A 22,003-nucleotide genomic window follows, 5' to 3' on the forward strand; every position below is an offset into this window, starting at 1 on the left:
TCGGGGGTGTCACACCGCGTTGATCGTCACTCCGCTGGCGCCGTGGATCACGCGGACGACGATGTACTCGGCGGGAGCGCTGGGCGCCACGCCGATCTCCGTCACGACCATCCCGGCGTCGATGGCCTCGGCCGGGTTGGTCTCGCTGTCGCACTTGACGAAGAACGCCTCCTCCGCCGTCCGGCCCTTCAGCGCGCCGCGCTGGAACAGCCCGTCGAGGTAGGCGGTCAGCTCGCGCATGATCCGCACCCAGAGCCGGATGTCGTTGGGCTCGAAGACCAGGCCGCGCATGAACCGCTCGACCCACCGGTGCACGCTCACCACGACGCGCCGCGCGCTCACGTCGCGCCACGCCGGGTCGTCGCTGAGGGTCCGCGCTCCCCACACGCGGATGCCCCGGCCGGGCAGGGCGCGCACGCAGTTCACCGCCCGCGCGTAGAGTTCGCCCGCCTGCGCCGCGGTCAGGTCGCTCCGCAGGTCGAGCGCGCCCTCCACGACCTCGTTGGCCGGGGCCTTGTGCACGCCCACCCGCCGGTCGCCCCTTGAGTACACGCCGGCGATGTGGCCGCACGGCGGCACGTGCCTCGGCCGGCGGTCGCGGTCGCCCACCCGCAGCCACGGGTAGTACAGGGCGCCGTACGAGCCGGCCGCGCCGTCGGTTCCGTTGAGCACGGCCCGTTGCCGGGCGGCCAGTTCGGGATCGTCGGCCGGCGGGCAGTCCAGAATGGCGAAGCGGTCTCCCCGGTCCCGGCAGTGGCGCAGCAGCGCCCGCTGCGGGCCGGTCACGGTGTCGAGGTCGGCACCGGACGGCCATTCGGCGGCGAGGTCGGGGTGGCAGACGAGGTCGACGTCGTCGACGTCGTCCAGCGTGGCGAGGGCACGTTCCAGAACGTCAGGGGAGGGCGTCTCCCGGCCGGTCTCGTCCAGGCGCACGACGTAACAGGCGGCGCCGTCGTTCTCGAAGAAGCCGCGCACGGCGTCGTACAGGAACCCGGCCCCAGGGCCGCCGAAGGCCGCCTCGAACTCCGGCCACAGCGTGAGCCGCCTCGGGGTGGCGGGGCCCATGGGCGCCCGGCCGATGAAGGCGGGCACCCCCGTCAGGAAACCCGGCGCCGGCGCGGGGATGACGTCGACCGGGTAGACGCCGGGCGTCAGCCGACCTGGCACCGGGGCCTCCTCACGGACGCGTCTCCGGTTCCGGCGGGCCGGTCGCCGCCGGACGCCGTTCGCTGGCGGTCGGTCACCGGGCCGTGCCGTCCCACTGGCTGAGGCGGAAGACGACGAACTCGGCCGGCTTCACCAGCGCCACGCCGATCTCGGCGACCACCTGGCCGAGCTCCCGCGCCTCCCGGGGATTGGTGGACTCGTCGCACCGCACGTAGAACGCCTGCTCGGGGGTCGCACCGAACAGGGCGCCCGAGGCCCACACCGTGGTGAGGAACGCGCTCACGTTCCGCCTGATCTTCGACCACAACTCGGGCGCGTTGGGCTCGAAGACGACCCACTGGGTGCCCTGGTCGATCGACTCCCGCAGATAGTTGAACAGCCGCCGGGAGTTGATGTAGCGCCACTCGGTCGCCTTGGCGCCCGCCAGCGTGCGCGCCCCCCAGATCGTCACGTTGCCGTCGAAACGGCGGATGACGTTGACGTCGTTGGGGTTGAGCCCCGCCTGTGCCTGCTTGCCGACCGCCGTCTCGACGCCGAGCGCGCCCCGGATGACCTCGTTGGCGGGCGCCTTGTGCACGCCTCGCTCGGAGTCGACCCGCGCGTACACGCCGGCGACGTGCCCGCTCGGCGGCATATACAGCGGCTTTCCGTCGGCGCCCTTCGCGCCCACGTCGATCCACGGGTAGTAGATCGCTCCATAGGAGCTGTCGCGGGTGCCGCCCCGGATGTCGGTCTTGGTCAGCGCGGCCGTCCTGCGGCCGTCAAGGATCGCGAACCGGTCCCGCAGGTACTCGTTCTCGCAGTGGTCGAGCAGCGCCGACTGAACCCCGTCGCTCGTGGCGCCCGGCACGGCCACCAGGGCGATCTCGTCGATCACCGCGAACGCCTCCAGCGCCCCGACCACCGTCTCGTCCTCGGGCAGGAGGTCGACCTGACCACCCTGCTTCCCGTCGCCGGACCCCGGCGCCAGCCGGGTCACCCAGCAGCGTCCGCCGCCGTTGTTGAAGAATCCGTACACCGCCTGGGCGAGCGTCCGGTTCCCGGCCTTGACGCCGTCGCCGAACAGGGTCTTGAAACGTTCCCAGCCGTCGACGAGCTGCGGCACCCCGACGGGGGCGAGGGGGTAGTAGTCGGCGGGCTCGACGGTCTTACCGCCCGATTTGAAGCCGGTGCGGCCGGGGATGAGGGGCATCTCGACGCCGTCCGCGACCACGCCGATGAAACCCGCGGTGCTGGTCCCGACCCCGGCGATCGGCTTGATCGCCGACGGGACCTCCTCGACGTACACGCCCGGCGTGAAGTACTGGGGCATCGCTGGCGTTCCCTTCGTTCGTCATGACGGCTTGTGCTCGCCGGCCGACGGGTCGAGGCCCTGGCCGATGGTGATGGCCTTCTCCGTCACCGCCGGGCCGACCTCGGCCGGCTTGGCGACGTCCACGCTGAGGGTGACCCCGTAGTGCAGGGTGGCCTTGGGCCTGCCGCCCATGGCCTGCCAGAACTCACCGAGGCTCTGGAGCTGGTTCTCCGCGATGATCTTCGTGGGCACCGGCGGCTCCTGCTCGGTGAGCTCGCCGCGCAGGTACGTCGCCGGGATCGTCCGGTGGCGGAGCAGCACTCTGAGCACCTCGCCCAGCAGCCGGTGCTCGTCCTCGGCCGGGGTGGGAGTGCTCGCGCTCGGCCACGCGGTGATGAGGTACGAACAGTCGACCCGCGCCGGTGGGTGCGTGCGCATCGTCACCCCGTCCGGCCGCCGTTCCGTAGGCCAGAAGGTGTCGCGCAGCTCGAAGTTCTCCCGGACGTCGTAGAGGAAGAAGGCGACGGCCGGCAGGGTCACGCTGGACGGCGGGAACTGGTCGTCGGGCCCGGCGAAGCTGATGGCGACGTCGCGCAGCGACAACTCGGCCCGCACCAGAGCCGCGAGTGTCGCGTCCAGATCCTGGAACACCGACGACCCCCCTCACGCCCGTTTCTCCACCCCGCAGATCGAGGTGTACCGGGTGCCCATCGCCGGTGCGTCTGCCCGAACGTCTCCACCGCGCCTCCCGGGCGGTGACGCCCCGGCAGACGCGGCCGCAGCCGCTCCCCGAGACGGTCGCGCGATATACGGACTTGAGGGACGCGCCGGCCACGGGAGTGCGGGGACGGTGACGTCCGTCTCCGGAGGGGCCACGTCATGAGGCGGTTCGACACGACCGGCCGTACGGCCGCGGGCCGCGTGCCCGCTTCGGGGACGCGTGTCCAGCGGGTGACCGAGTTCTCCGGTGGCCGGTCGGTGGGTGTGGGGCCGGAGGGGGGCGGGTGGGACGCGGGGTCGCGGCGGGATATCGAGGGGGCTCGGGTCGGTGGGCGGCGGTTGCCCCCGGGGGTGGCCGAGGTGATGGGGCGGCGGCTTGGGGCTGATCTGGGTCGGGTGCGGGTGCATACCGACGCGCGGGCCGATCGGTCGGCGGAGTCGTTGAACGCGCAGGCGTTCACCACGGGGCACGCCCCCCATGCGGGCCCCGGCTCCTCCGGCACCGGGCATCCGGTCCAGAGGAAGATGACGCTCCTCAACGTCCGAAGTAATCTGCGGGACTGGCGCGCCATACGCCTCGCCTTGGGGCGGGAGGAAATACCGATGCCTTCAGGATGGGAAGACCTCCACGCCGCGGCCACCGAGGATGCTCTGAAACGGCGCGTCGGAGAACTCGTGGGCGATTCGGTGGAGCGCACGTTCGACCTCGACGACGAGGGAGATCTCCGGAGGCTGGCCGCGCTGATCACCGGCCGGCCGCAGGCGAGCGGCCCGGGAGATGTCCCGCCGCCGCTCGCGCCCACGGTGGCACAGGTGGCTCCAGGCCATTTCTCCGTCGAATATCTCAACAAGTCCAACAGGGCCGAGGTGAGGACCATCCTCAGGGCCTGGGTGCGCTATGCCGCCGACCATGAGAAGGGCCTGTCGACCGCCCGCTGGGACTTGTACGCCGAGCGGGAGCGCAGGCGCCGTGACCAAGCCTATTATCCGGGGGACACGAATTTCGCCGCCTCCTCGGACGCCAAGGCCTTCCGCGATAAATACAAAGAGGTGCACAACCGTGCCGTCCATATGCGCGGTGCCCTGAACGAGGCCAAGCAGGTGGCCAAGGCGCTGACGACCATGTACGACTCCAAGGTCATCGGCGTGTTGCGTGACTCTTCCGGGAAGATCCAGGGCGTGGTGGAACTGATGGACTCCAAATACGAGAACCACGTATACGTGTCCAACCTGGCCGCGAATCCCGAGAACATCGACTCCGCGAATCCGGTCAAGAAGGTCGCCGAGGCGGCGCTGGTGTTCGCGGTGCTGCAGAGCAGGAAGTCCCAGAAGGACCGCGTCAAACTGGTGGCCCTCAACAACAAGGTGAAGTCGATCTACGACTATTTCGGTTTCCGGGTGCACGACAAAGGTGTGCCCGTCCCGCACCCTAAGGGCCTCAAGGAGCAGGAGCCCTCCGGGGCTCGTTATCCCGCTAAGCACCCCATATGGCACACGAAGCAGAAGATGACCCTTCGCCAGGATGATGGGACAAAGCTGCTGGGCAGGGGAAGGGCCTTGCTCGATGTGCTTCCTGACGAGCTTCGCAATGTGGTGTGACTTCTGATCGGCGGCATCGGCATGGGAGGGCGTTTGATGACTCGTCGGCGTGAGTTGACCGATCGTACGGCCGTGGGTCGCGTGCCCGGTTTTCAGCGAAAGGTCGAGTTCTCCGGTGGCCGGTCGGTGGGTGTGGGGCCGGAGGGTGGTGGGTTGGACGCGGCGTCGCGTCGGGAGATCGAGGGGGCTCGGGTCGGTGGAAGGCGGTTGCCGGTGGGGGTGGCGGAGATGATGGGGCGGCGGCTTGGGGCTGATCTGGGTCGGGTGCGGGTGCATACCGATGCGCGGGCGGATCGTTTGGCGGAGTCGTTGAACGCGCAGGCGTTCACCACGGGTAATGATGTGTTCTTTCGTCGTGGTCGTTATGCGCCCTCGACCGGTGAGGGGCGGCGGTTGCTGGCGCATGAGTTGACGCATGTGGTGCAGCAGAGCCATGGTCGAGTCGGGCCGCAGGGGTCGGTGGGCCGGGCCGATGACGGGTATGAGCGGCAGGCCGACCAGGTGGCCCACGGACTCGCCGGACCGCTGTCCCACGATGGCGCCCACGCCGGACCGGTTCGCTCCGGTGCCGGGCATCCGGTCCAGCGGAAAGTGGAGTTCGTCAACGGGAATCCGAATTGGGAGGACTGGCGCTCCGTACGCGTGGCCCTGAAGAGCAAGGGACCGCCGATGCCCATCGAATGGACCGATCCTCAGATGGGTGTCAACGGGACGATGCTCGAGAAGCGCATCGACGAGCTGAAGACCGATCTGGTGGACCACGGCAGGTTCGATCTCAGGAACAAGGACCATGTCCTGAAACTGGCCGAGCTTCTCACAGGGCAACCGCAGGGCGTGGGACTCGGGAACGCCCCGCCACCCCCCGGCCCTGTGGCGCCGCAGATGCCCCCCGCGCCCGCGCAGGTGGCCGCCGGAAACTTCTCCGTCGAATATCTCGGCGCGTCCAACAAAGCCGAGGTGCGTGCCACTCTCCGGAACTGGATCGACTATGCCACCGATCACCAGAAGGTCCTGTCGCAGACCCACTGGCGCCTGCGATCCGAGCGGGAACAGAGAAGCGGCGAAGCCGCCTACTATCCCATCGACCAGAATGTCGCGAAGTACGCTGACGCCGAGGCGTTCCGTAAGAAGTACAAAGAGGCGCGTGCTCGTGCCGTGCACATGAGCGGTGCCTTGAACGAGGCGGAGCAGGTGAAGAAAGCACTGGTGGGCGGGAGCGACTCCAAGGTCATAGGCGTACTGCGTGACTCGACCCGCAAGATCCAGAGCGTGGTCGAACTGATGGTCTCCGCATACAGCGACCACGTATATCTGTCGAACCTGGCCGCGAATCCCGAGAACATCGACTCCGCGACGCCCGTCAAGAAGGTCGCCGAGGCGTCGCTGGTGTTCACCGTGCTCGAGGGCAGGAAGTCGGGTAAGGATCGCATCGAGCTGTGGGCGCTCAACAACAAGGTCAAGTCGATCTACGACTACCTCGGTTTCCGGGTGAACGTCAACGGCACCCTCATCGACCACCCCAAGGGCGTGAAGTCGCCGAATAACGGCCCGGGGCCGCGCGTGCCCGCGAAGGGCGAATGGCACGACCGCACCAAGAACACGATGACCCTCGACCGTGGCGGAGCGGACAAACTTCTGGGCAGGGGAAGGGCTCTTCTCGACGTCCTGCCGGACGAGCTGCGCAACGTGTGATGAGACCTGGCCGTTCGGCTCCGGGGTGTCAGTGGACGCCGGTGAACCGTTCGGCCGGGAGGATCTTGCCCATTTTCTGGTACTCGCGGGACACGGCCCGGCGGACATGGGTCATGGCGATCGTCCCCCCGTCGGCGGCGGCGAGGAACGCGGCGGCGACGGCGATGTCGCGGATGTTGCCACCGGGCAGGTCGATCTCCCCGGCGAGCCGTTCCAGGTCGAGCCCGGGGTCCAGCGGCGCGCGCTCGGGCCAGATGCGGGTCCAGATCCGCAGCCGGTCGCCGGCGTCCGGCACCGGGAAGTCCACCGTGAAGTGCAGCCGGCGGACGAACGCGTCGTCCATGTTCTTGCCGAGGTTCGTCGCCAGGATGACCACCCCCTCGTGCTCCTCCATCTTCTGCAGCAGGTAGCTCGTCTCCAGGTTGGCGTACCGGTCGTGCGCGTCGCGCACCTGGGTGCGTTTGCCGAACAGCGCGTCCGCCTCGTCGAAGAACAGCACGGCCTCGCCCTTCTCGGCCTCCTCGAAGACGCGGGCGAGGTTCTTCTCGGTCTCGCCGATGTACTTGCTCACCATCGTCGACAGGTCGATCTTGTACAGGTCGAGCCCCAGCGTGCCGGCCAGGACCCCGGCCGCCATCGTCTTGCCCGTGCCGGGCGGCCCGGCGAACAGGACGCTCAGCCCCTGGCCCCCCACCACCTTGCCGCCGAACCCCCACGTCTCGTGGACCGTGGAGCGGTGCCGGATGCGGTCGCGGATCTCCTGGAGCTGCCGCATCCGGTCGCCGGGCAGCACGATGTCGTCCCACGTGTGCCGTGCGGGCACCCGCCGGGCCAGCGCCGCCAGGCCGGGTGCGGACCGGCGCCGGCAGGCGGCCTCCAAGTCGTCCTCGGTCACCACGGGCGCGCCCGGCGTGCGCGCGTACGCCAGGCCGCGCGCGGTCGCCGCGGCGCCGGCGATCTGACCGCCGGTGAGGCGGAACCTGCCGGACAGCGCGGCCAGGTCGATCCCGGACGCGCCCTGGCCGATCCCGTCGAGCGCCGCCCGCCACAGCGGCAGCCGCTCCGCGGTGCCGGGGACGGGGAACTCCACGCTCGCGAAGGTCAGGCCGTCCGGCGCGTCCGCCGGTTCCCACGCCGCCGCTCCGGCCAGGAACGCCGGCCAGGGGGACTCCGTCAGCATCGCCAGCAGCGGGGCGGCCTTGCGCGGCCGGTCACCGGCGAGCAGCGCGTCGGCGTTCTCCCAGTACATGATCGCGCCCTGGAGCCGCGCCTCGCGGTCGGCGAGTGCGAGCAGCGCCGCGAACTCCTCAGCTTGGAGATCGGCCGTCGGCTCGGCGTCCACGGCCAGCAGGTCGGCGCCCCAGGCGTGACACAGGGCCTCGGCGGCCGTGTGCTTCCCCGTGCCTTCGGGGCCGTGGAAGTGCAGGACGAGGTCGCAGTCGAGGTGCCCGGCGAGGCCCGCGAGCCGGGACGCGAGACCGGCGGGGAAGACCAGCCGGTCCAGCGGCGTGCGGGGCCGAACGAGCCGCGCGTAGGGGCGCAGGAAAGGGTCGGGCTCGTCGTCCTCCAGCAGGAACCGGACGACGCGCGGATCCAGGCGCACGCTCCGCGTCAGCAGGGAGCCACCGGGCGGGGAGGTGCCGTCGGCGAGGGTGACCAAGCGGTGCCGGAGAAGCGGCGCGCCCAGCCCGAACCGCTCGCGCGCGGCGACCCGTACCCGCAGGTCGTCGTACAGCAGGCCCAGCACGAGCTCGACCGTGGGCGCCGGATGCGCCATGTCGTCCTGCAGGTGGGCGTAGAGGCGCTCGTAGCGGCGGTCGATCTCGGGGGCCAGGCAGATCACGACGACGTCGACGTCGAACCGGGTCAGCCCGAACAGCCGGCCGAGCACGACCAGCCGCAGGAAGGCTCCCTGATCGAGCCCGGCGGCCGACCGCTCCCTGATCTCCCCGGCGAGCCGCTCGACCTCCTTGTGCACCTCCTCCGCGGGCACGTCCTCGGTGCGGCCGTCTTCCGCGCGTGCGATGTGCGCGGGTACGTCCTCGGTGCGGCCGTCCGCGCGTGCGTTCTGCGCGGGTACGTCCTCAGGTAGGCCCTTCTCCCACGCCCCGTGCGCACCGTCGTCCGCCGCTCTCTCCCTCATGCGCAGCCGGAGGAGGAGGTCGAGGCGTGCGAGCTCGGCCAGCACATGCTGAAGGGTGGTCTCGTACGCCGCCACGTCGTCTTCCATGGACTGGCCTCCCGTTGGACGTCGGTTCCGGTTCTCCCGCGGGCGGCTCAGCGGATCTCCTCAGACCGGATCTCCTCAGACCGGATCTTCGCAGGCCGGAGCGTTCCAGGATCACCGGACGGCGGGCCGTGCCCGGCGTCGGCCGAGGACCCGTGCCTGGCCTGGTGCATGGTCCGCTGGAGCGCCGCGAGGCTCGCCTGGATCTGGTCGAGCCTGCCGTTGAGCCTTGCCAGGGCGTCGGCCATCGCAGACGGGGGCGCTTCCGCGCCGGCCGACGGCGCCCGCGCGTCGGCCACGGGCACCGGCCCGGACAGATCAGGCAACCGGTCGTCGCGGATCTGGTCGTACAGCGACACGGTCGAGGACGAGGGCCGGATGCCCAGCTCACCGGCCATCACCGTTCGGCACTGCTCGTACTGGTGTACGGCCGAGGTACGGTCGCCCGCGCCGAGGTGGAGGCGCATCAGCCGGCGGTGGGTGGTCTCTCTGGCCAGGTCGTGCCGCAGGATCACCTGCCCGAAGGCGATCCCCCTGGCGTAGAGACCGCACGCCTCGCAATAGTCCATGAGCTGTTCGAGCATGGCCAGGTAGGTGACCCGCAGCCGGTCGCGCTCGAACCCGCACCAGTCGTAGGGGGAGGTCTCCATCAGGTCGCCGCGGTACAGCCCGACCGCGGACTCCACCAGCCGTGCCTGGGTCTCGGTCAGCCGGTGGCCGGGGGTGTCGCGGGTCGCGGCGCGGGCGCTTTCGAACGCTCCAACGTCGACCCAAGAGGAGGTGGGATCGACTCGTACCCGGTCACGGTCGACGACGAGCGCCGACTCCTCGTCCGGCCCGGTGACGGGGCCGCGTCTGAGCGAGCTGTTCAGCTTCCACAGGGTCTGGCGCAGGTAACGCTTGGAGACGGCGGCGTCGCCCTCGGGCCACAGGACCTCGGCCAGCCCGTCACGGGTGTGCGCGCGGTCCCGGTAGATGAGGAGATAACACAGCAGCTCCAGCGCCTTCGTCGGGAGCGCCGGAAGTGGTCGGCTGCCCTGATCGATCGATACGAATCCGAACAATCTCACGGATAAATCGTGCACCGGTGCTTTCTCCCATCAAACGGACAGGAGTTACGCAGCGATCTCTGCCGCGCACCCGGCACAGCCTAAATGACCCACCCCACCCCTGAACAGGGGCTATTTCCCGCTATATGGGCCCAATATGGATGCCGCCGACCGGGCGGCACTCCGCTCGGCTCGCCCGCTTGGCGCTACCGGGCTGCACGGATAAATCACCGTATATTAGGTTCTTCGCAGGTTATAAATAGTTATCAGCCGAAATCAGCGTTGAAGCGATGGGTCGGTCGCGGCGTGGCCGCCTTATCCCGAGCCCGAGCCCGAGCCCGAGCCCGAGGCCGGAGCCCCGAGGCCGGGCGGGTCAGGGGTCAGGCGCCGCCAGTGCCGATCGCGTGCCCGATGACGTACACGACCAGCGCGGCGCCGCCACCGATGAGAAGCTGGCGTGCGCCGGAGCGCAAAGGTGCCCTGCCGTTGAGCAGTCCGATGACGGCGCCGACCGTGAACAGGGCGACGGCGGCCAGGGCGATCGCGGTGACCAGGGCGGCGGTGCCGGCACCGAACAGGTAGGGGATGACGACCACGATGGCCCCGAGAGCGAAGGAGATGAGGCTGGAGACGGCGGCCAGCCACGGCGAGCCGAGCTCCCCGGGGTCGAGCCCGAGCTCCTCGCGGGCCATGGTGTCCAGCGCGGTGTCGTGGTCCTTCATGATGGTCATGGCGACGCGCTCGGCCTCCTTCGCGTCCAGGCCCTTGGCCCGGTAGATCAGCGCGAGCTCCTCGGCCTCGGCTTCGGGATCGTCGCGTAGCTCCTCGGCTTCCAGGGCGATCTCGCGTTCGTAGGCCTCCCGCTGACTGCGCATGGAGATGTACTCGCCGACGGCCATCGAGAACGCGCCGGCGAGCAACCCGGCGAGCCCGGCGAACAGGATGGTCGAGCCGACCGCGCCGGATCCGGCGAACCCCATGACCAGGGAGGTGTTGGAGACCAGGCCGTCGTTGACGCCGAACACGGCGGCGCGCAGCGCGCCGGAGCGGTCGCTGCGGTGCCAGCGCTCCCGGCGGGCGATACCCCGGCCGCCCTTGTCGGCGCCGGCCGGTTCCCCCTCGCGCAGTCTGGTGATCACTCGGGCGTGCGACCGCTCGTCGACGGCCATGCCCGGCGCGGCATGGGGGTCGCCGTCGTACAGGCCGGCGTCGGCATGCTCGGCCCGCTCCAGGAACGGCAGCACGGAGTCGGCCGAGAACCGCCGGGCCAGCCAGGACAGCAGCCGGTTACGCAGGCCCGGACGCCCGGGCTCGGGGACGCGCTCGCCGAGATCGGCCAGTTTGCCCGCCCAGTGCGCGGCATGGCGGTCCTCCACCGCGGCGAGCTCCAGGAAGACCTGCTGCCGCTCGCCGGTGGCACCCGCGGCGAGCCCCCGGTAGAGGGCCGCGCTCCGACGCTCGGACTCGAGAGCGTCACGGTAGTGCGCGACCGCTCGCCGGTTCTTGCGGGGGCCGCCGTCGTGGGTATCGGCGTCGTGGGTATCGGTGCTCATGACGTCAACCTCCTGCCTGGTCACCATGCGCGGGGCCGGTCGGTGTCGATCGTGGCGGGCCGGCCGGGTCGGTCGGGTCCGGTGCGGCAGTCGGGCCACTCGGGTCGGCCGGGTCCTTTGGGGCCGCCGCCGGGTCGCCTGCGGCACTCGGGTCGTCGGGTCCTATGCGGCATTTGGGTCCGCCGGGTCTTTTGGGGCCGCTGGGTCGGCCGGGTCGCCTGCGGCGAGGCAGCGGCGGCAGGTCCCGCGGAAGATGACCTGCGCCTCGTCGACCTGCCCCACGTCGTCGCCCGGGGTGAGACAGGGCTTCGCGCCGGCGACGCAGGGCACGTCACCGACCTCGCCGCACCGCCGGCAGACGAAGTGGTGATGCCAGCTGTCGGCGACCTCGTAGACCGCCGCACCCGGTCCGACCTCCGCGCGCAGCACGACGCCGAGGTCGGCCAGCGTGACCAGCGAGTTGTAGACGCTGGTGCGGGGGAGCGCGGTGCCGTGCCTCGCCAGGTGCGCGTGCACATCGTCGGCCGTGTGGTGCCCGCCCATCGCCCGCAGCGCCTCGGTCACCGCGAGCCGGGGGCGGGTGGCCCGCAGCCCGGCCTCCCGCAACCGCGTCACGATGTCATCGGGGAGCTTGCCCGCCACTGCCCGTCCTTGGCTATTTGTACATGGACAATGTACAAATTTATCAGCCGTCATGGCGCTGTTCATGAGGGGGGCGGTGCTGGTCAGGTGATCACGGCGGGGGCCGTGCACCGTTCCTGGCTATCTCGCGCCGGTCACGGTCAGGGCGGCGGGCCGGGCCCGTATCCGGCCATGTCGCGCCGGTGACCGTCAGGCGCTCACGGCGGCGGGTCGGGCGCCGCTCTTCGCCTCGTGGACCTCGCGCAGCAGCGCGGCCGCGGCCGCGCTCGTGGGATCACCCGTGACGGTCACGGTCTCCCAGGCCGGTACGACCCCGGCGAGCCCCACGAAGCGCACCCGATCGGTCTTGGCCGCGAACGACTGCGGTACCAGCGCCACGCCCAGGCCGAAGGTGACCAGATCGAGCAGCGAATGTATGTCGGTCACCTCCAGCGCGACGCGGCGTTCGACACCCGCCGCGGCGAGCACGTTGTCGACCAGGTCCCGGGTGCCCCAGTCGGGGGTGAAGTCCACGAACCGCTCCGCCTGCAACTCCTCCAGCGCGACCTTCTCCCGTACGGCGAGCGGATGCTCGGGGGTGCAGGCGAGCACGAGCGGCTCGTCGGCGAGCGGCCCGACCAGGACGTCGTCGGGGCACCGCGCCGGGCGCGACACGAACGCCAGGTCCAGCCGTCCCGCGCGCACCTGCTCGATGAGCTCTCCCGAACCCCCCTGGCGCAGCTGGATCTCCAGGCCGGGGTGGACGGCCACGAAGCGAGCGAGCACGGCCGGCAGGTGCACCGCGTGCAGGCACTGCAGGGAGCCGATCGCCAGGCTGCCGCGGAGCAGGCCCTGCACCGCGGCGACGGCGTCCTTGGCGGCGTCGGTGGCCGAAAGGGCGCGCCGGGCCTCGGCCAGCAGCGCCCGGCCGGCCGGGGTCAGTTCGACCTGACGGGTGCTGCGGAGGAACAGCGGGGCGCCCAGCTCACGCTCCAGGGAGCGGATCGAGGCCGACAGGCCGGACTGGGCGACGCGCATGCGCTTGGCCGCCCGCGTGAAGTGGCACTCCTCCGCGACGGCGACGAAGTACTCGAGTTGCCGGAGTTCCATGATTCATCACCGGGGCTGCTCAATGGGATCAGTATCTTCTGTTGGACAGCTTAATCGTGAAGGCCGAGACTGTAGAGGCACGAACTCATCTTCGAGGAGGATTTCCCATGCAGACTCGCCGCATCGGCGACGTTCAGGTCAGCGCGATCGGGCTCGGCGGGATGCCGATGTCGATCGAGGGACGTCCCGACGAGCAGCGTTCGGTCGCGACGATACACGCCGCGCTGGAGGCGGGCGTGACGCTGTTCGACACAGCGGACGCCTACCACCTGTACGCGAACGACGTCGGGCACAACGAGTCCCTCATCGCCCGCGCGGTGGCCGCCTACGACGGCGACACCTCCGACGTGCTGATCGCGACCAAGGGCGGCCACCTGCGCCCGGGCGACGGCTCGTGGACCCTGAACGGCTCGCCCGACTACCTCAAGCAGGCATGTGACGCGTCGCTCAAGCGGCTCGGCGTCGAGGCCATCGGGCTCTACCAGTTCCACCGGCCCGACCCGAAGGTTCCCTACGCGGAATCGGTGGGCGCCGTCCGCGACCTGCTGGACGCGGGCAAGATCCGTTTCGCGGGCATCTCGAACGCCGACCCCGGCCAGATCCGGCAGGCCAACGAGATCCTCGGCGGGCGGCTGGTCAGCGTGCAGAACCAGTTCTCCCCGGCGTTCCGCTCCAGCGAGCCTGAGCTGGAGCTGTGCACGGAGCTGGGCATCGCGTTCCTGCCCTGGAGCCCGCTCGGCGGCATCACGCGCTCCGGCGAGCTGGGCTCGCGGTTCACCGCGTTCGCGGACGTGGCGAAGGCGCACGGGGTGAGCCCGCAGCAGGTGTGCCTGGCGTGGATGCTCGCCAAGTCGCCGGTGGTCATCCCGATTCCGGGCTCGTCCCGCCCCGAGACCATCCGCGACTCGGTGGCCGCGGCCGACCTGAAACTGTCCGGCGAGGAGATCGCCCGCCTCGACAAGTCCTGACGACGCGCGCTCCGGGGCGGGCTTGCGACGTCACTCCAGGCGCTGGACGCTCGAAGCGGCCAGGCGGTGCCGGGCGAGGATGTCGTCGAGCCCTTTGAGCGGCGGGCATGAACTCGGTGCCAATGGTGCGGCGAGAATGGCCCCGACTCGCCCACCCACCCTGGCTTGCCCGCCCGCTCCCGGCTCGCCCGCCCGCTGCGGGTGGCTCGCCGTACCACGGTGCCGGATTGGCCGCGCCGCTTCCCGCCGTCTCGGTGCCGCAACCCACGAGTCCGGTACCGGGGTCATCTGTGCCCGGGGCCTGTCGATCTGAGCATCAGCGGGCATGAATCCGGTGGTCGTGGTTCGGCGAGTAGGGGCCCCGGCTCACCCACCCGCCCCGGGTTGCCCGCCGTACGACGGCGCCGGATTCGCCGCCCCGCCTCCCACCGCCTCGGCGCCGGTTAAAGGCTCACCGCGTGCCGGTTGAGAAGTGCCACCCGTGACGGGGGTTGCGGCTGCAGGCCCATCGCGGCCAAACACGATCGCCAGCACGGAACCTGGAGGCGGCCATCGGGCTGGATTGTGGTGAGCTCTTGGTGGTGAGGTCGAGGGGACGGGTTCAGATCACCTCCGGTGGCTGGATTGTGGATTGTGGTGCTGGTGGGGTGGGGGGACGGGTTGGGTTCGCCTTTGGTGGCTGGATTGTGGGTTTTGGTGCTGGTGGGGTGGGGGGACGGGTTCGGATCACCTCTGGTGGCCCGATGGTGAATTGCGGCGCCGGCGCGGTCGGGGACGCGGTGATCTCGGCGCATCGCCTCCGGTGCCCGGAGTTGTGGGTGACTTTTCATGTGGTGAGTTCTCCCGACCGCTGTACTGGACCAATGACCGTCGCCTCGCATTGGGTATTTCATCGCCTTCCACTAGACCGCCACGGTTTGAGCGGCCGGTTTCAGCGTGGCCGTCTGACGATTCTGATGCCGTGGGCGATCCGAAATCCTCGTTTTAGGATGTGAATCACGGTCCCGGGCGGAATTCCTTGCTCCGTTCCGGTTCGCGCGTGGCCGTATCAGGTGAGACTTGTCATCGGGAGAATTGTCTCGATGCCGGCTGGTGAAGGCTGTGCGCGGTTGGGCGAAATTCGTGGCCGGGTGCGGTGTGTTCCTCAGCGGCGCCTGGCTCGGATTCTTCTTGGTCGGCCAGGGGCTCGACAGGGCCAGCCTGTGGGCCTCGGTGCTCGGGCTCCCGCTGAGCGCGATAGCCACCGCCATGGGAGCGTGGGCGGCCCTCCTGGCTGCGAAGACGCTGCACGCGACCAGAGGATCACTCGCGACGGACGACGCCACCGAGACCCTGGTCCGCAGAACCTCTATGCCCCTCGGCACGCGTAACACGATCGTCGACGGGGTGATCGTCGCCCATACCGGTGACGATGACGTCGTGGTCCAGGTCGGCGAGACCACCCGGATGATGAAGGCGTCGCGGCCGGATCCCCGTAAGGGGATCGCGTCCGCGGCGGTGGTCCGCAACACCCTGCCACGGGACATCTCCACCTTCACCGGCCGCCGCGACGAACTACGAGCGCTGCTGGCGGCGGTGGAACGGGGGACGGTGAGCGGCCACCCGGTGATCATCCACGCGATCGACGGGATGGCGGGGGTGGGCAAGACGGCGCTCGCCGTTCACGCGGCGCATCGGCTCACGTCGCGGTTCCCCGACGGAGTGCTCTTCTTGCCTCTCCATGCGCACACCGCCGGCCGAGGGCCTGTCGAACCGGGGGACGCTCTCGACTCCCTGTTGCGGGAGACAGGCCTGGACTCAGGTCAGGCTCCCGCGGAAGCGGAGGAGAAGGCGCGGTTGTGGCGGGACCGGATAGCCGGCAAACGCATCCTGCTCGTTCTCGACGACGCCGTCGGTCCCCACCAGATCCAGCTTCTCATCCCCGGGGTCTCCGGCTGCGCGGTCCTGGTCACCAGCCGCCGAAGGCTCACCTCGCTCGAAGGGGCCACGCCGATCCCCCTTGACGTGCTGCCGCCCGAGGAGGCAGGCCGGCTCTTCCAGCGGTCGACAGGCCGTGCGGATCTCGACCCGAACTCCGAAGCCGTCGCCGAAGTCGTGCGACTCGCCGGCCACCTGCCCCTGGCCATTCGGCTCCTCGCCGCCAGGCTCGCGCACAATCGGAGCCTGGCCGTCCCGCATCTCGTAGAGGAACTGGCGGCCGCACGCGACAGGTCTGCCCGGATCGGCGCAGTGGACGAGCCGATCAGCGCCGCCTTCGATCTGTCCTACAACCACCTTCCCCCTGCGCGCCAGGAGTTCTTCCGCCATCTCGGCAGGCACCCCGGTACGGAGATCGACGCGTACGCCGCCGCCTCGCTCGCCGGTATCGATCTCGAGGCGGCCAGAGCCGGGCTGGAAGCGCTCTACCTCGACTGCCTCATCAGCGAGCCCACGCACGGCCGGTATCGCTTCCACGACCTGCTCCGCGACTACGCTCGTGCGCTGGCGGGCACCGACCCTGCCGAGGCAGGGCAGGCCGCCGTGGGCCGGGTGCTGGAGTACTACCTGCACACGGCGCGTGCCGCGGGTGTGCACGTCGCCCGCCGCATCCCGGACGCCCTACCGGCGGGGAATCTGGGGTGGGTGAGTGGCCAGGGCCCATTGCCTCCGGTGGCCGGACGCTCATCCGGCGCCGATGCGCCGCCTGGGGAGCCGCCGGCGTCCATGCCCGGCTTCTCCGGTCCGGGGCAGGCCGGGGAGTGGTTCGAGAGTGAGCGTCCCACCCTCATCGCCTCGGTCGACTACGCCGACACGCACGGGAGTCCGGCCCACGCGATCGCCATCCCCGCGGCGATCGCCGACTTCCTGCGCATCCGGGGGTACTGGCACGAGGCCGCCGACGTCCACCGCATGGCCGCCACCACCGCGCGTCGAATACATGATCGGCACGGGGAGGCCGGCGCGCTGACCAACCTGGGCATCGTGCGGTATCTGACGGACGCCTATCCCGCCGCCGCGTCCGTCTACTCCAAGGCTCTGGAGTTGTACCGCGAAGCCGGAAGCGACCTGGGCGAAGCCAATGTGCTCAACGAGCTCGGCATGGTGCAGTACGTGACGGATGACTATCCGGCTGCGACGGTCAGTCAGACGCGAGCCTTGGAGCTCTACCGCCGGCTGGGCAACCGCCTGGGGGAGGCCAACGCGCTCAACTACCTCGGCCTGGTCCAGCGGCTCAGCGGTGACTATCCCGCCGCCGTCTCCGGCCATTCGCGTGCGCTGGAGCTGTACCGCGAGCTGGGCAATCGCCTGGGGGAGGCCAACGCGCTCAACTACCTCGCCCTGGTGCAGCGCTCGACAGGAGAGCACGAGGCCGCCGCCGCCAACCTGGAACGGGCCCTCGTCATCTTCCGCGAGCTGCGCAACCAACTCGGCGAAGGCAACTCCCTCAACTACCTCGGTCTCGTGAAGAGGCTGACGGGCGACTTCACCGCCGCCGCCGACCACCAGAGCGAGGCACTGGCGATCTTCGGCGAGATCGGCAACAGGCTCGGGGTGGCCAACGCGCTCAACGAACTCGGACTCGTCCAGTCCTCTCTGGGTGACCGCGGCGCGGCCGTCGAAAGCGAGGAATCCGCGCTGGCCCTCTACCGCGACATCGGCGACCGCGCCGGGGAGGCGGACGCGCTCTACAACCTGGGCGAGATCCTCCAGCAGCCCGCTCCTGCGGAGGCGATGGCGCGCTACGAAGAGGCACTGCAGGTCGCCCGCGAGATAGGCGCCTCACTGGAGGAGGCGCGAGCACTGGAGGGCATCGGGCACTGCCTCATCAGAACCGGAGCCCTCACCGAGGGAATGGAACGCCTCGGCCAAGCCCTACATGCCTACCAGCGAATCGGAGCCCCCGAGGCTCACCGCGTACAGACCGCGCTTCACGACCACGGGCCTCCTACATGACGGCCATGCACCTCGTGCGCACCGGTCTAGATGAATCAGCGGCAACCGGTACCTGACCAAGAGCCGGGCGGCCTGCCCGTCCAGGCCTTCGGAGCCGGCGACCTCCCCGCCGCGCCCTCGGCAATCCTGCCCTGACCGGTCTCGCCCGCATGGACGTGATGCTCGGCGACTTCTTACCGTGAACTCATGACTGACACCTTCTGGTCGGACGCCGACCGTCACCTCGTCCGTTACTCCGGAGCAGGAAGCTTCGTCCCGGAGATCATCGAACGAGCCGAGGGCGGCTTCGTGTTCACCGCCGATGGTCGTCGCATCCTCGACTTCACCTCCGGGCAGATGAGCGCGATCCTCGGGCACTCGCATCCCGACGTCGTCGCCACCGTCCAGCGCCAGGCCGCCACACTCGACCACCTGTTCAGCGGCATGCTCAGCCGTCCGGTCGTCGACCTGGCCCGCCGCCTCGCCGGCTCGCTGCCCGATCCCCTGAGCAAGGTGCTGTTGCTGAGCACCGGCGCCGAGTCGAACGAGGCGGCGATCAGGATGGCCAAGCTGGTCACCGGCAGGCATGAAATCGTGTCGTTCACCCGCTCCTGGCACGGGATGACGCAGGCCGCCGCGAACGCCACCTACAGCTCGGGCCGGAAGGGGTACGGTCCGGCCACGCCCGGTAATTTCGCGATTCCCGCCCCGAACCCGTACCGGCCCGATTTCCTCACCCCGAGCGGTGAACTGGACTGGCGGCGGCAGCTCGACTTCTCCTTCGATCTGGTCGACGTGCAGTCGGTGGGCGGCCTGGCCGCCTGCATCGTCGAACCGATCCTCAGCTCGGGTGGTGTGCTCGACCTACCGCCCGGCTACCTGGCCGCGCTGCGCGACAAATGCCGCGAGCGCGGCATGCTGCTGATCCTGGACGAGGCGCAAACCGGCCTGTGTCGCACCGGCGACTGGTACGCCTTCCAGCGTGACGGCGTCGTACCGGACATCATCACGCTGTCCAAGACACTGGGCGCGGGACTGCCGCTGGCCGCGGTGGTCACCAGCGAGGAGATCGAGCAGGCCGCGCACGAGCGCGGTTTCCTGTTCTTCACCACGCACGTCTCCGACCCGCTGGTCGCGGCGGTCGGCAACACCGTGCTGGACGTACTGGAACGCGATCGGCTGGACCGGCGGGCCGCCGAGCTCGGCGCGCACCTGCGGCAAGGCCTGATCGCGATGGCGGAGCGGCACGAGGTGATCGGGGACGTGCGCGGCCGGGGCCTGCTGGTCGGCCTGGAGCTGGTCCTGGACCGCGAGACCAAGGAGGGCTCGGACAAGCTGGGCGCGGCGGTCACCCGGCGCTGCCTGGAGCTGGGCCTGCACATGAACGTGGTCCAGCTCCCCGGCATGGGCGGGGTGTTCCGGATCGCCCCCGCGCTCACCTCCACCATCGGCGAGCTGGACCTGGGCCTGGAGATCCTGGAAACGGCGATCGGCGACATCGCCCCCAAGTTCCTGTCCTGAACAGACGGAGCCGTCCTCCCTCATATGCTTTCCTGCCATGTCGAGCGATCAGCCGCCGGGGCCGACCTCGTTGTCGGGTGCGCCGTCGCCGCTGGTCGGCAGGTCGCCGCGCTCCACGGGGCGCGGCGGCGGAGAGGGCGTGCCGGTGCCCGTGGCCGGTCGCGCACCGGCCAGGGCCGCTTTCAGGGCAGGCCGGTCCACGTCCGCGAGCTGCCCGGCCAGGCGAATGTAGTGGTCGCCCCGAACAGCGGTGTAGTCGTGGCGGCTGCCGTGCACAGGATCGTGGGCGGCGACCGCAAGGAGGTCGCCGCGGCCTTACAAGGTCGCTACAGGCCTTCCCGGCGCGTCGGGGTTCAGGATCTCGGTGATCCGGAGGAACCCGTCGGTGCCGTGGCCCCGTCCGATGGCGCGCCGCGCCAGGCCTTCGGCCGCGCGCATCACCCCCGCGTCGATGCCATGGGCCTCGGAGGTGTGGACGATATGGGCCATGGACGACACCGCCGAGGTGATCGGGTTGTCCTCGCCCGAGAACCGGCCGCTGTCCACTTCCTCCGCGCCTCGCTCGAAGATCGCCGGAAGGATCGTGCCGATGCCCTTGGCGAACGGTGCGAGCTCCCGCGCGGTGACCCCCTCGGCTCTGGCCAGGGCGATGGCGTGCGCGTAGCCCGCCATCGCGGTCCAGAAGACGTCGAGCAACGCGATGTCGTATGCGGCGGCCCGGCCGATGTCCTCACCGAGGTGGGTGTGGGTCCCGCCCAGGGCGTCCAGCACCGGCCGGTGCCGGCGGTAGAGCTCCGAGGCGCCGCTGTGGAGGAACACCGCGGCCGGTGTTCCAATGGTGGTGGCCGGTGTCATGATCGCACCGTCCAGGTACTCGATGCCATGCTCGGCCGCCCAGGTCGCGGTGTCCCGCGCCCGGTCGGGGGTGTCGGCGGTCAGGTTCACGACAGTGCGTTCTTTGAGGGCGTCGGTGACCGGGCCGTGCCGCATGATGGCGTCCCCGGCGTCCTGGTTCACCACGCAGACCACGACCAACCTGCTCGCGGCGACCGCCTCCTCAGGTGATCGGGCGCCGGCCGCGCCCCGCTCGACCAATTCCCGGTCCTTGCCCGGCGTCCGGTTCCAGACCGTGGTCCGCAGTCCGGCGTCCAGAAAGGCGCCGGCCAGGGCCCGGCCCATCGGCCCCAGGCCGAGCACGGTGACGGCAGACTGGTCAGTGTGCGAGATCATGGTTCAGCTCCTGAAATATCCTGAAATGACGAACGACGACGGATGGGATGCAGATGACGCGCAGTCGTGCCCAGGACCCGGACGTCTGCGGAGTGACCGCCGCGGTCGCCGTGATCGACGGCAAGTGGAAGACGCTTTTGCTCTGGCTCCTGGAATCCGGCCCGCATCGTCCCGGCGAGCTGCGCCGGCGGCTGCCAGGCCTCACCGAGAAGGTGCTGACTCAGACGCTCCGCGAGATGGAGGCCGACGGGCTGGTCCACCGGGAAGTGCACGATGTGCGGCCACTGAAGACCGTGTACTCCCTGACCGGGTTCGGCCGCGATCTCTCCGAAGCGCTGGAGCCGCTTTCCGACTGGGGCCACCGGCGCCTGGAGAAGCTGGCCGAGTCCCGATCGGTCTCCTGATACACCGCCGACCCGCCCGTCTGATATGGACCGGACGGCCATTTCGACCGCCCGCGACCAAGCTTCACGCCGCTCCGGCGCGGCGGGCAAGTACCCACAAAAAGGTGGCCACCGGCCGGCGTGTGCCCGGCTCACCGCCGCGCGGACGCGGTATCCACCTGACCCACTGGCCTCCTGAGAGGAAACAGGACATGTCCGTGCAGTTGAACCACACCATCGTCGAGGCTCGTGACCGCGAGCTGACCGCCCGCTTCCTCGTCGAGATACTCGGGCTCCCGCCGGCGCCGATCTTCGGGCCGTTCCGTGTCGTGAACTTGGACAACGACATATCGCTCGACGTCATCCAGGCCGACGGTCCCGTACACCCTCAGCACTACGCCTTCCTGGTCGGTGAGGAGGAGTTCGACCAGATATGGGGCCGCATCAGGGAACGAGGGCTGCAGTTCTGGGCCGACCCCTACCACCGCCGGCCCGGCGAGATCAACACGAACGACGGCGGCCGCGGCCTGTACTGGCTCGGCCCCGACGACCACAACCTGGAGATCATCACCCGTCCGTACGGCGGATGACGCGGAGAGACCCTTCCGGAGTCAGCTTGCGTGGTGTCAAGGTGGCGCCTAGCGGCCGGGCGGTGTGAAGGGTGAGGGCGTCGGCGGGACGTGCCAGAGCGGCGACCGTGCCGGGGAGGCGGACGCGCTCTACAACCTGGGCGAGATCCTTCAGCGGCGCGAGCACGGGTCTTCCATGTGAGCGAGCGACGATGACAGGACGATGATCTTGATTAGGTTCTCACGATCAAGGAGGTGAACCCGAGCCGGGGGACCCTGGCGGTCGCCCGTGGCGGCGGACGCGGCCGTCTCCTAGGGGAACCTGGCAAGGCTTCATGCGTTAGAGCGGCTAGCCAAGCGGGCATTCCGGCTAATCAGGACGCTCGAT

The 22,003-nt window shown here is 70.0% G+C and carries 18 protein-coding genes; 7 read left to right on the forward strand and 11 right to left on the reverse strand.

What is annotated here, in order from left to right:
- Positions 1 to 9 precede the first annotated feature (9 nt).
- From ABD810_RS18170 to ABD810_RS18180, 3 genes are all read right to left on the reverse strand, one after another.
- Complete coding sequence (locus tag ABD810_RS18170) at positions 10 to 1,167, reverse strand: phage tail sheath family protein (protein ID WP_344941062.1); 1,158 nt, start codon at positions 1,165 to 1,167, stop codon at positions 10 to 12.
- A 73-nt stretch (positions 1,168 to 1,240) separates the two neighbouring features.
- Positions 1,241 to 2,479 carry a phage tail sheath family protein gene (locus ABD810_RS18175; RefSeq protein ID WP_344941065.1) on the reverse strand — a complete coding sequence of 413 codons (1,239 nt, stop codon included), beginning with the start codon at positions 2,477 to 2,479 and terminating at the stop codon, positions 1,241 to 1,243.
- 21 nt (positions 2,480 to 2,500) lie between these two features.
- Positions 2,501 to 3,112, reverse strand: coding sequence for a Pvc16 family protein (locus ABD810_RS18180; RefSeq protein ID WP_344941068.1), 612 nt, complete (start codon positions 3,110 to 3,112; stop codon positions 2,501 to 2,503).
- A 300-nt stretch (positions 3,113 to 3,412) separates the two neighbouring features.
- Here ABD810_RS18180 and ABD810_RS18185 point away from each other — a divergent pair, with 300 nt between their 5' ends.
- Both ABD810_RS18185 and ABD810_RS18190 read left to right on the forward strand, forming a co-directional pair.
- Positions 3,413 to 4,780 (forward strand): eCIS core domain-containing protein, encoded by a 1,368-nt coding sequence (locus ABD810_RS18185; protein WP_344941071.1) that lies wholly within the window; start codon positions 3,413 to 3,415, stop codon positions 4,778 to 4,780.
- Between the two features lie 213 nt (positions 4,781 to 4,993).
- Positions 4,994 to 6,472: an eCIS core domain-containing protein gene (locus tag ABD810_RS18190; protein ID WP_344941074.1), complete on the forward strand. Its 1,479-nt coding sequence runs from the start codon at positions 4,994 to 4,996 to the stop codon at positions 6,470 to 6,472.
- Between the two features lie 28 nt (positions 6,473 to 6,500).
- On the opposite strand, the gene ABD810_RS18195 is transcribed toward ABD810_RS18190, so the two are convergent.
- From ABD810_RS18195 to ABD810_RS18215, 5 genes are all read right to left on the reverse strand, one after another.
- Positions 6,501 to 8,702 (reverse strand): AAA family ATPase, encoded by a 2,202-nt coding sequence (locus ABD810_RS18195; protein WP_344941077.1) that lies wholly within the window; start codon positions 8,700 to 8,702, stop codon positions 6,501 to 6,503.
- 47 nt (positions 8,703 to 8,749) lie between these two features.
- A complete protein-coding gene (locus ABD810_RS18200) occupies positions 8,750 to 9,769 on the reverse strand; it encodes an AfsR/SARP family transcriptional regulator (protein ID WP_344941080.1) in 1,020 nt (339 codons plus the stop codon).
- A 359-nt stretch (positions 9,770 to 10,128) separates the two neighbouring features.
- Positions 10,129 to 11,301: a VIT1/CCC1 transporter family protein gene (locus ABD810_RS18205; RefSeq protein ID WP_344941083.1), complete on the reverse strand. Its 1,173-nt coding sequence runs from the start codon at positions 11,299 to 11,301 to the stop codon at positions 10,129 to 10,131.
- 162 nt (positions 11,302 to 11,463) lie between these two features.
- Positions 11,464 to 11,943 (reverse strand): Fur family transcriptional regulator, encoded by a 480-nt coding sequence (locus ABD810_RS18210; RefSeq protein WP_344941086.1) that lies wholly within the window; start codon positions 11,941 to 11,943, stop codon positions 11,464 to 11,466.
- Positions 11,944 to 12,132: 189 nt separating this feature from the next.
- Positions 12,133 to 13,032, reverse strand: a complete 900-nt coding sequence (locus tag ABD810_RS18215; protein ID WP_344941088.1) for a LysR family transcriptional regulator — start codon at positions 13,030 to 13,032, stop codon at positions 12,133 to 12,135.
- Positions 13,033 to 13,139: 107 nt separating this feature from the next.
- On the opposite strand from ABD810_RS18215, the gene ABD810_RS18220 reads away from it, so the two are divergent.
- From ABD810_RS18220 to ABD810_RS18230, 3 genes are all read left to right on the forward strand, one after another.
- Positions 13,140 to 14,000, forward strand: a complete 861-nt coding sequence (locus tag ABD810_RS18220; protein ID WP_344941090.1) for an aldo/keto reductase — start codon at positions 13,140 to 13,142, stop codon at positions 13,998 to 14,000.
- Positions 14,001 to 15,101: 1,101 nt separating this feature from the next.
- A complete protein-coding gene (locus tag ABD810_RS18225; RefSeq protein ID WP_344941092.1) occupies positions 15,102 to 17,933 on the forward strand; it encodes an ATP-binding protein in 2,832 nt (943 codons plus the stop codon).
- 186 nt (positions 17,934 to 18,119) lie between these two features.
- Positions 18,120 to 19,433 (forward strand): aspartate aminotransferase family protein, encoded by a 1,314-nt coding sequence (locus ABD810_RS18230; protein WP_344941093.1) that lies wholly within the window; start codon positions 18,120 to 18,122, stop codon positions 19,431 to 19,433.
- Positions 19,434 to 19,481: 48 nt separating this feature from the next.
- On the opposite strand, the gene ABD810_RS18235 is transcribed toward ABD810_RS18230, so the two are convergent.
- Together ABD810_RS18235 and ABD810_RS18240 are read right to left on the reverse strand one after the other, a co-directional pair.
- Complete coding sequence (locus ABD810_RS18235) at positions 19,482 to 19,709, reverse strand: hypothetical protein (protein WP_344941095.1); 228 nt, start codon at positions 19,707 to 19,709, stop codon at positions 19,482 to 19,484.
- 39 nt (positions 19,710 to 19,748) lie between these two features.
- The gene (locus tag ABD810_RS18240) at positions 19,749 to 20,663 is read right to left on the reverse strand and encodes an NAD(P)-dependent oxidoreductase (RefSeq protein ID WP_344941097.1); all 915 of its coding nucleotides are present in this window, start codon (positions 20,661 to 20,663) and stop codon (positions 19,749 to 19,751) included.
- Positions 20,664 to 20,716: 53 nt separating this feature from the next.
- Between ABD810_RS18240 and ABD810_RS18245 the strand changes: the two genes are divergently transcribed.
- Both ABD810_RS18245 and ABD810_RS18250 read left to right on the forward strand, forming a co-directional pair.
- The gene (locus ABD810_RS18245; RefSeq protein WP_344941099.1) at positions 20,717 to 21,067 is read left to right on the forward strand and encodes a winged helix-turn-helix transcriptional regulator; all 351 of its coding nucleotides are present in this window, start codon (positions 20,717 to 20,719) and stop codon (positions 21,065 to 21,067) included.
- Positions 21,068 to 21,258: 191 nt separating this feature from the next.
- Entirely contained in the window at positions 21,259 to 21,636 is a 378-nt protein-coding gene (locus ABD810_RS18250; protein ID WP_344941101.1) for a VOC family protein, read from the forward strand.
- Here ABD810_RS18250 and ABD810_RS18255 read toward each other — a convergent pair.
- Positions 21,614 to 21,802: a hypothetical protein gene (locus ABD810_RS18255; protein WP_344941103.1), complete on the reverse strand. Its 189-nt coding sequence runs from the start codon at positions 21,800 to 21,802 to the stop codon at positions 21,614 to 21,616. The genes ABD810_RS18250 and ABD810_RS18255 overlap by 23 nt on opposite strands.
- Positions 21,803 to 22,003: the final 201 nt, after the last annotated feature.

It is taken from the genome of Sphaerisporangium flaviroseum (genome assembly GCF_039537005.1).
Classification (GTDB): domain Bacteria; phylum Actinomycetota; class Actinomycetes; order Streptosporangiales; family Streptosporangiaceae; genus Sphaerisporangium; species Sphaerisporangium flaviroseum.

What these genes read in the sequence shown, in the direction of transcription:
- ABD810_RS18220 (WP_344941090.1), top strand. Translation starts at nt 13,140, where the DNA reads ATGCAGACTCGCCGCATCGGCGACGTTCAGGTCAGCGCGATCGGGCTC.
- ABD810_RS18175 (WP_344941065.1), bottom strand. Translation starts at nt 2,479, where the DNA reads ATGCCCCAGTACTTCACGCCGGGCGTGTACGTCGAGGAGGTCCCGTCG.
- ABD810_RS18215 (WP_344941088.1), bottom strand. Translation starts at nt 13,032, where the DNA reads ATGGAACTCCGGCAACTCGAGTACTTCGTCGCCGTCGCGGAGGAGTGC.
- ABD810_RS18195 (WP_344941077.1), bottom strand. Translation starts at nt 8,702, where the DNA reads ATGGAAGACGACGTGGCGGCGTACGAGACCACCCTTCAGCATGTGCTG.
- ABD810_RS18245 (WP_344941099.1), top strand. Translation starts at nt 20,717, where the DNA reads ATGACGCGCAGTCGTGCCCAGGACCCGGACGTCTGCGGAGTGACCGCC.
- ABD810_RS18230 (WP_344941093.1), top strand. Translation starts at nt 18,120, where the DNA reads ATGACTGACACCTTCTGGTCGGACGCCGACCGTCACCTCGTCCGTTAC.
- ABD810_RS18205 (WP_344941083.1), bottom strand. Translation starts at nt 11,301, where the DNA reads ATGAGCACCGATACCCACGACGCCGATACCCACGACGGCGGCCCCCGC.
- ABD810_RS18240 (WP_344941097.1), bottom strand. Translation starts at nt 20,663, where the DNA reads ATGATCTCGCACACTGACCAGTCTGCCGTCACCGTGCTCGGCCTGGGG.
- ABD810_RS18250 (WP_344941101.1), top strand. Translation starts at nt 21,259, where the DNA reads ATGTCCGTGCAGTTGAACCACACCATCGTCGAGGCTCGTGACCGCGAG.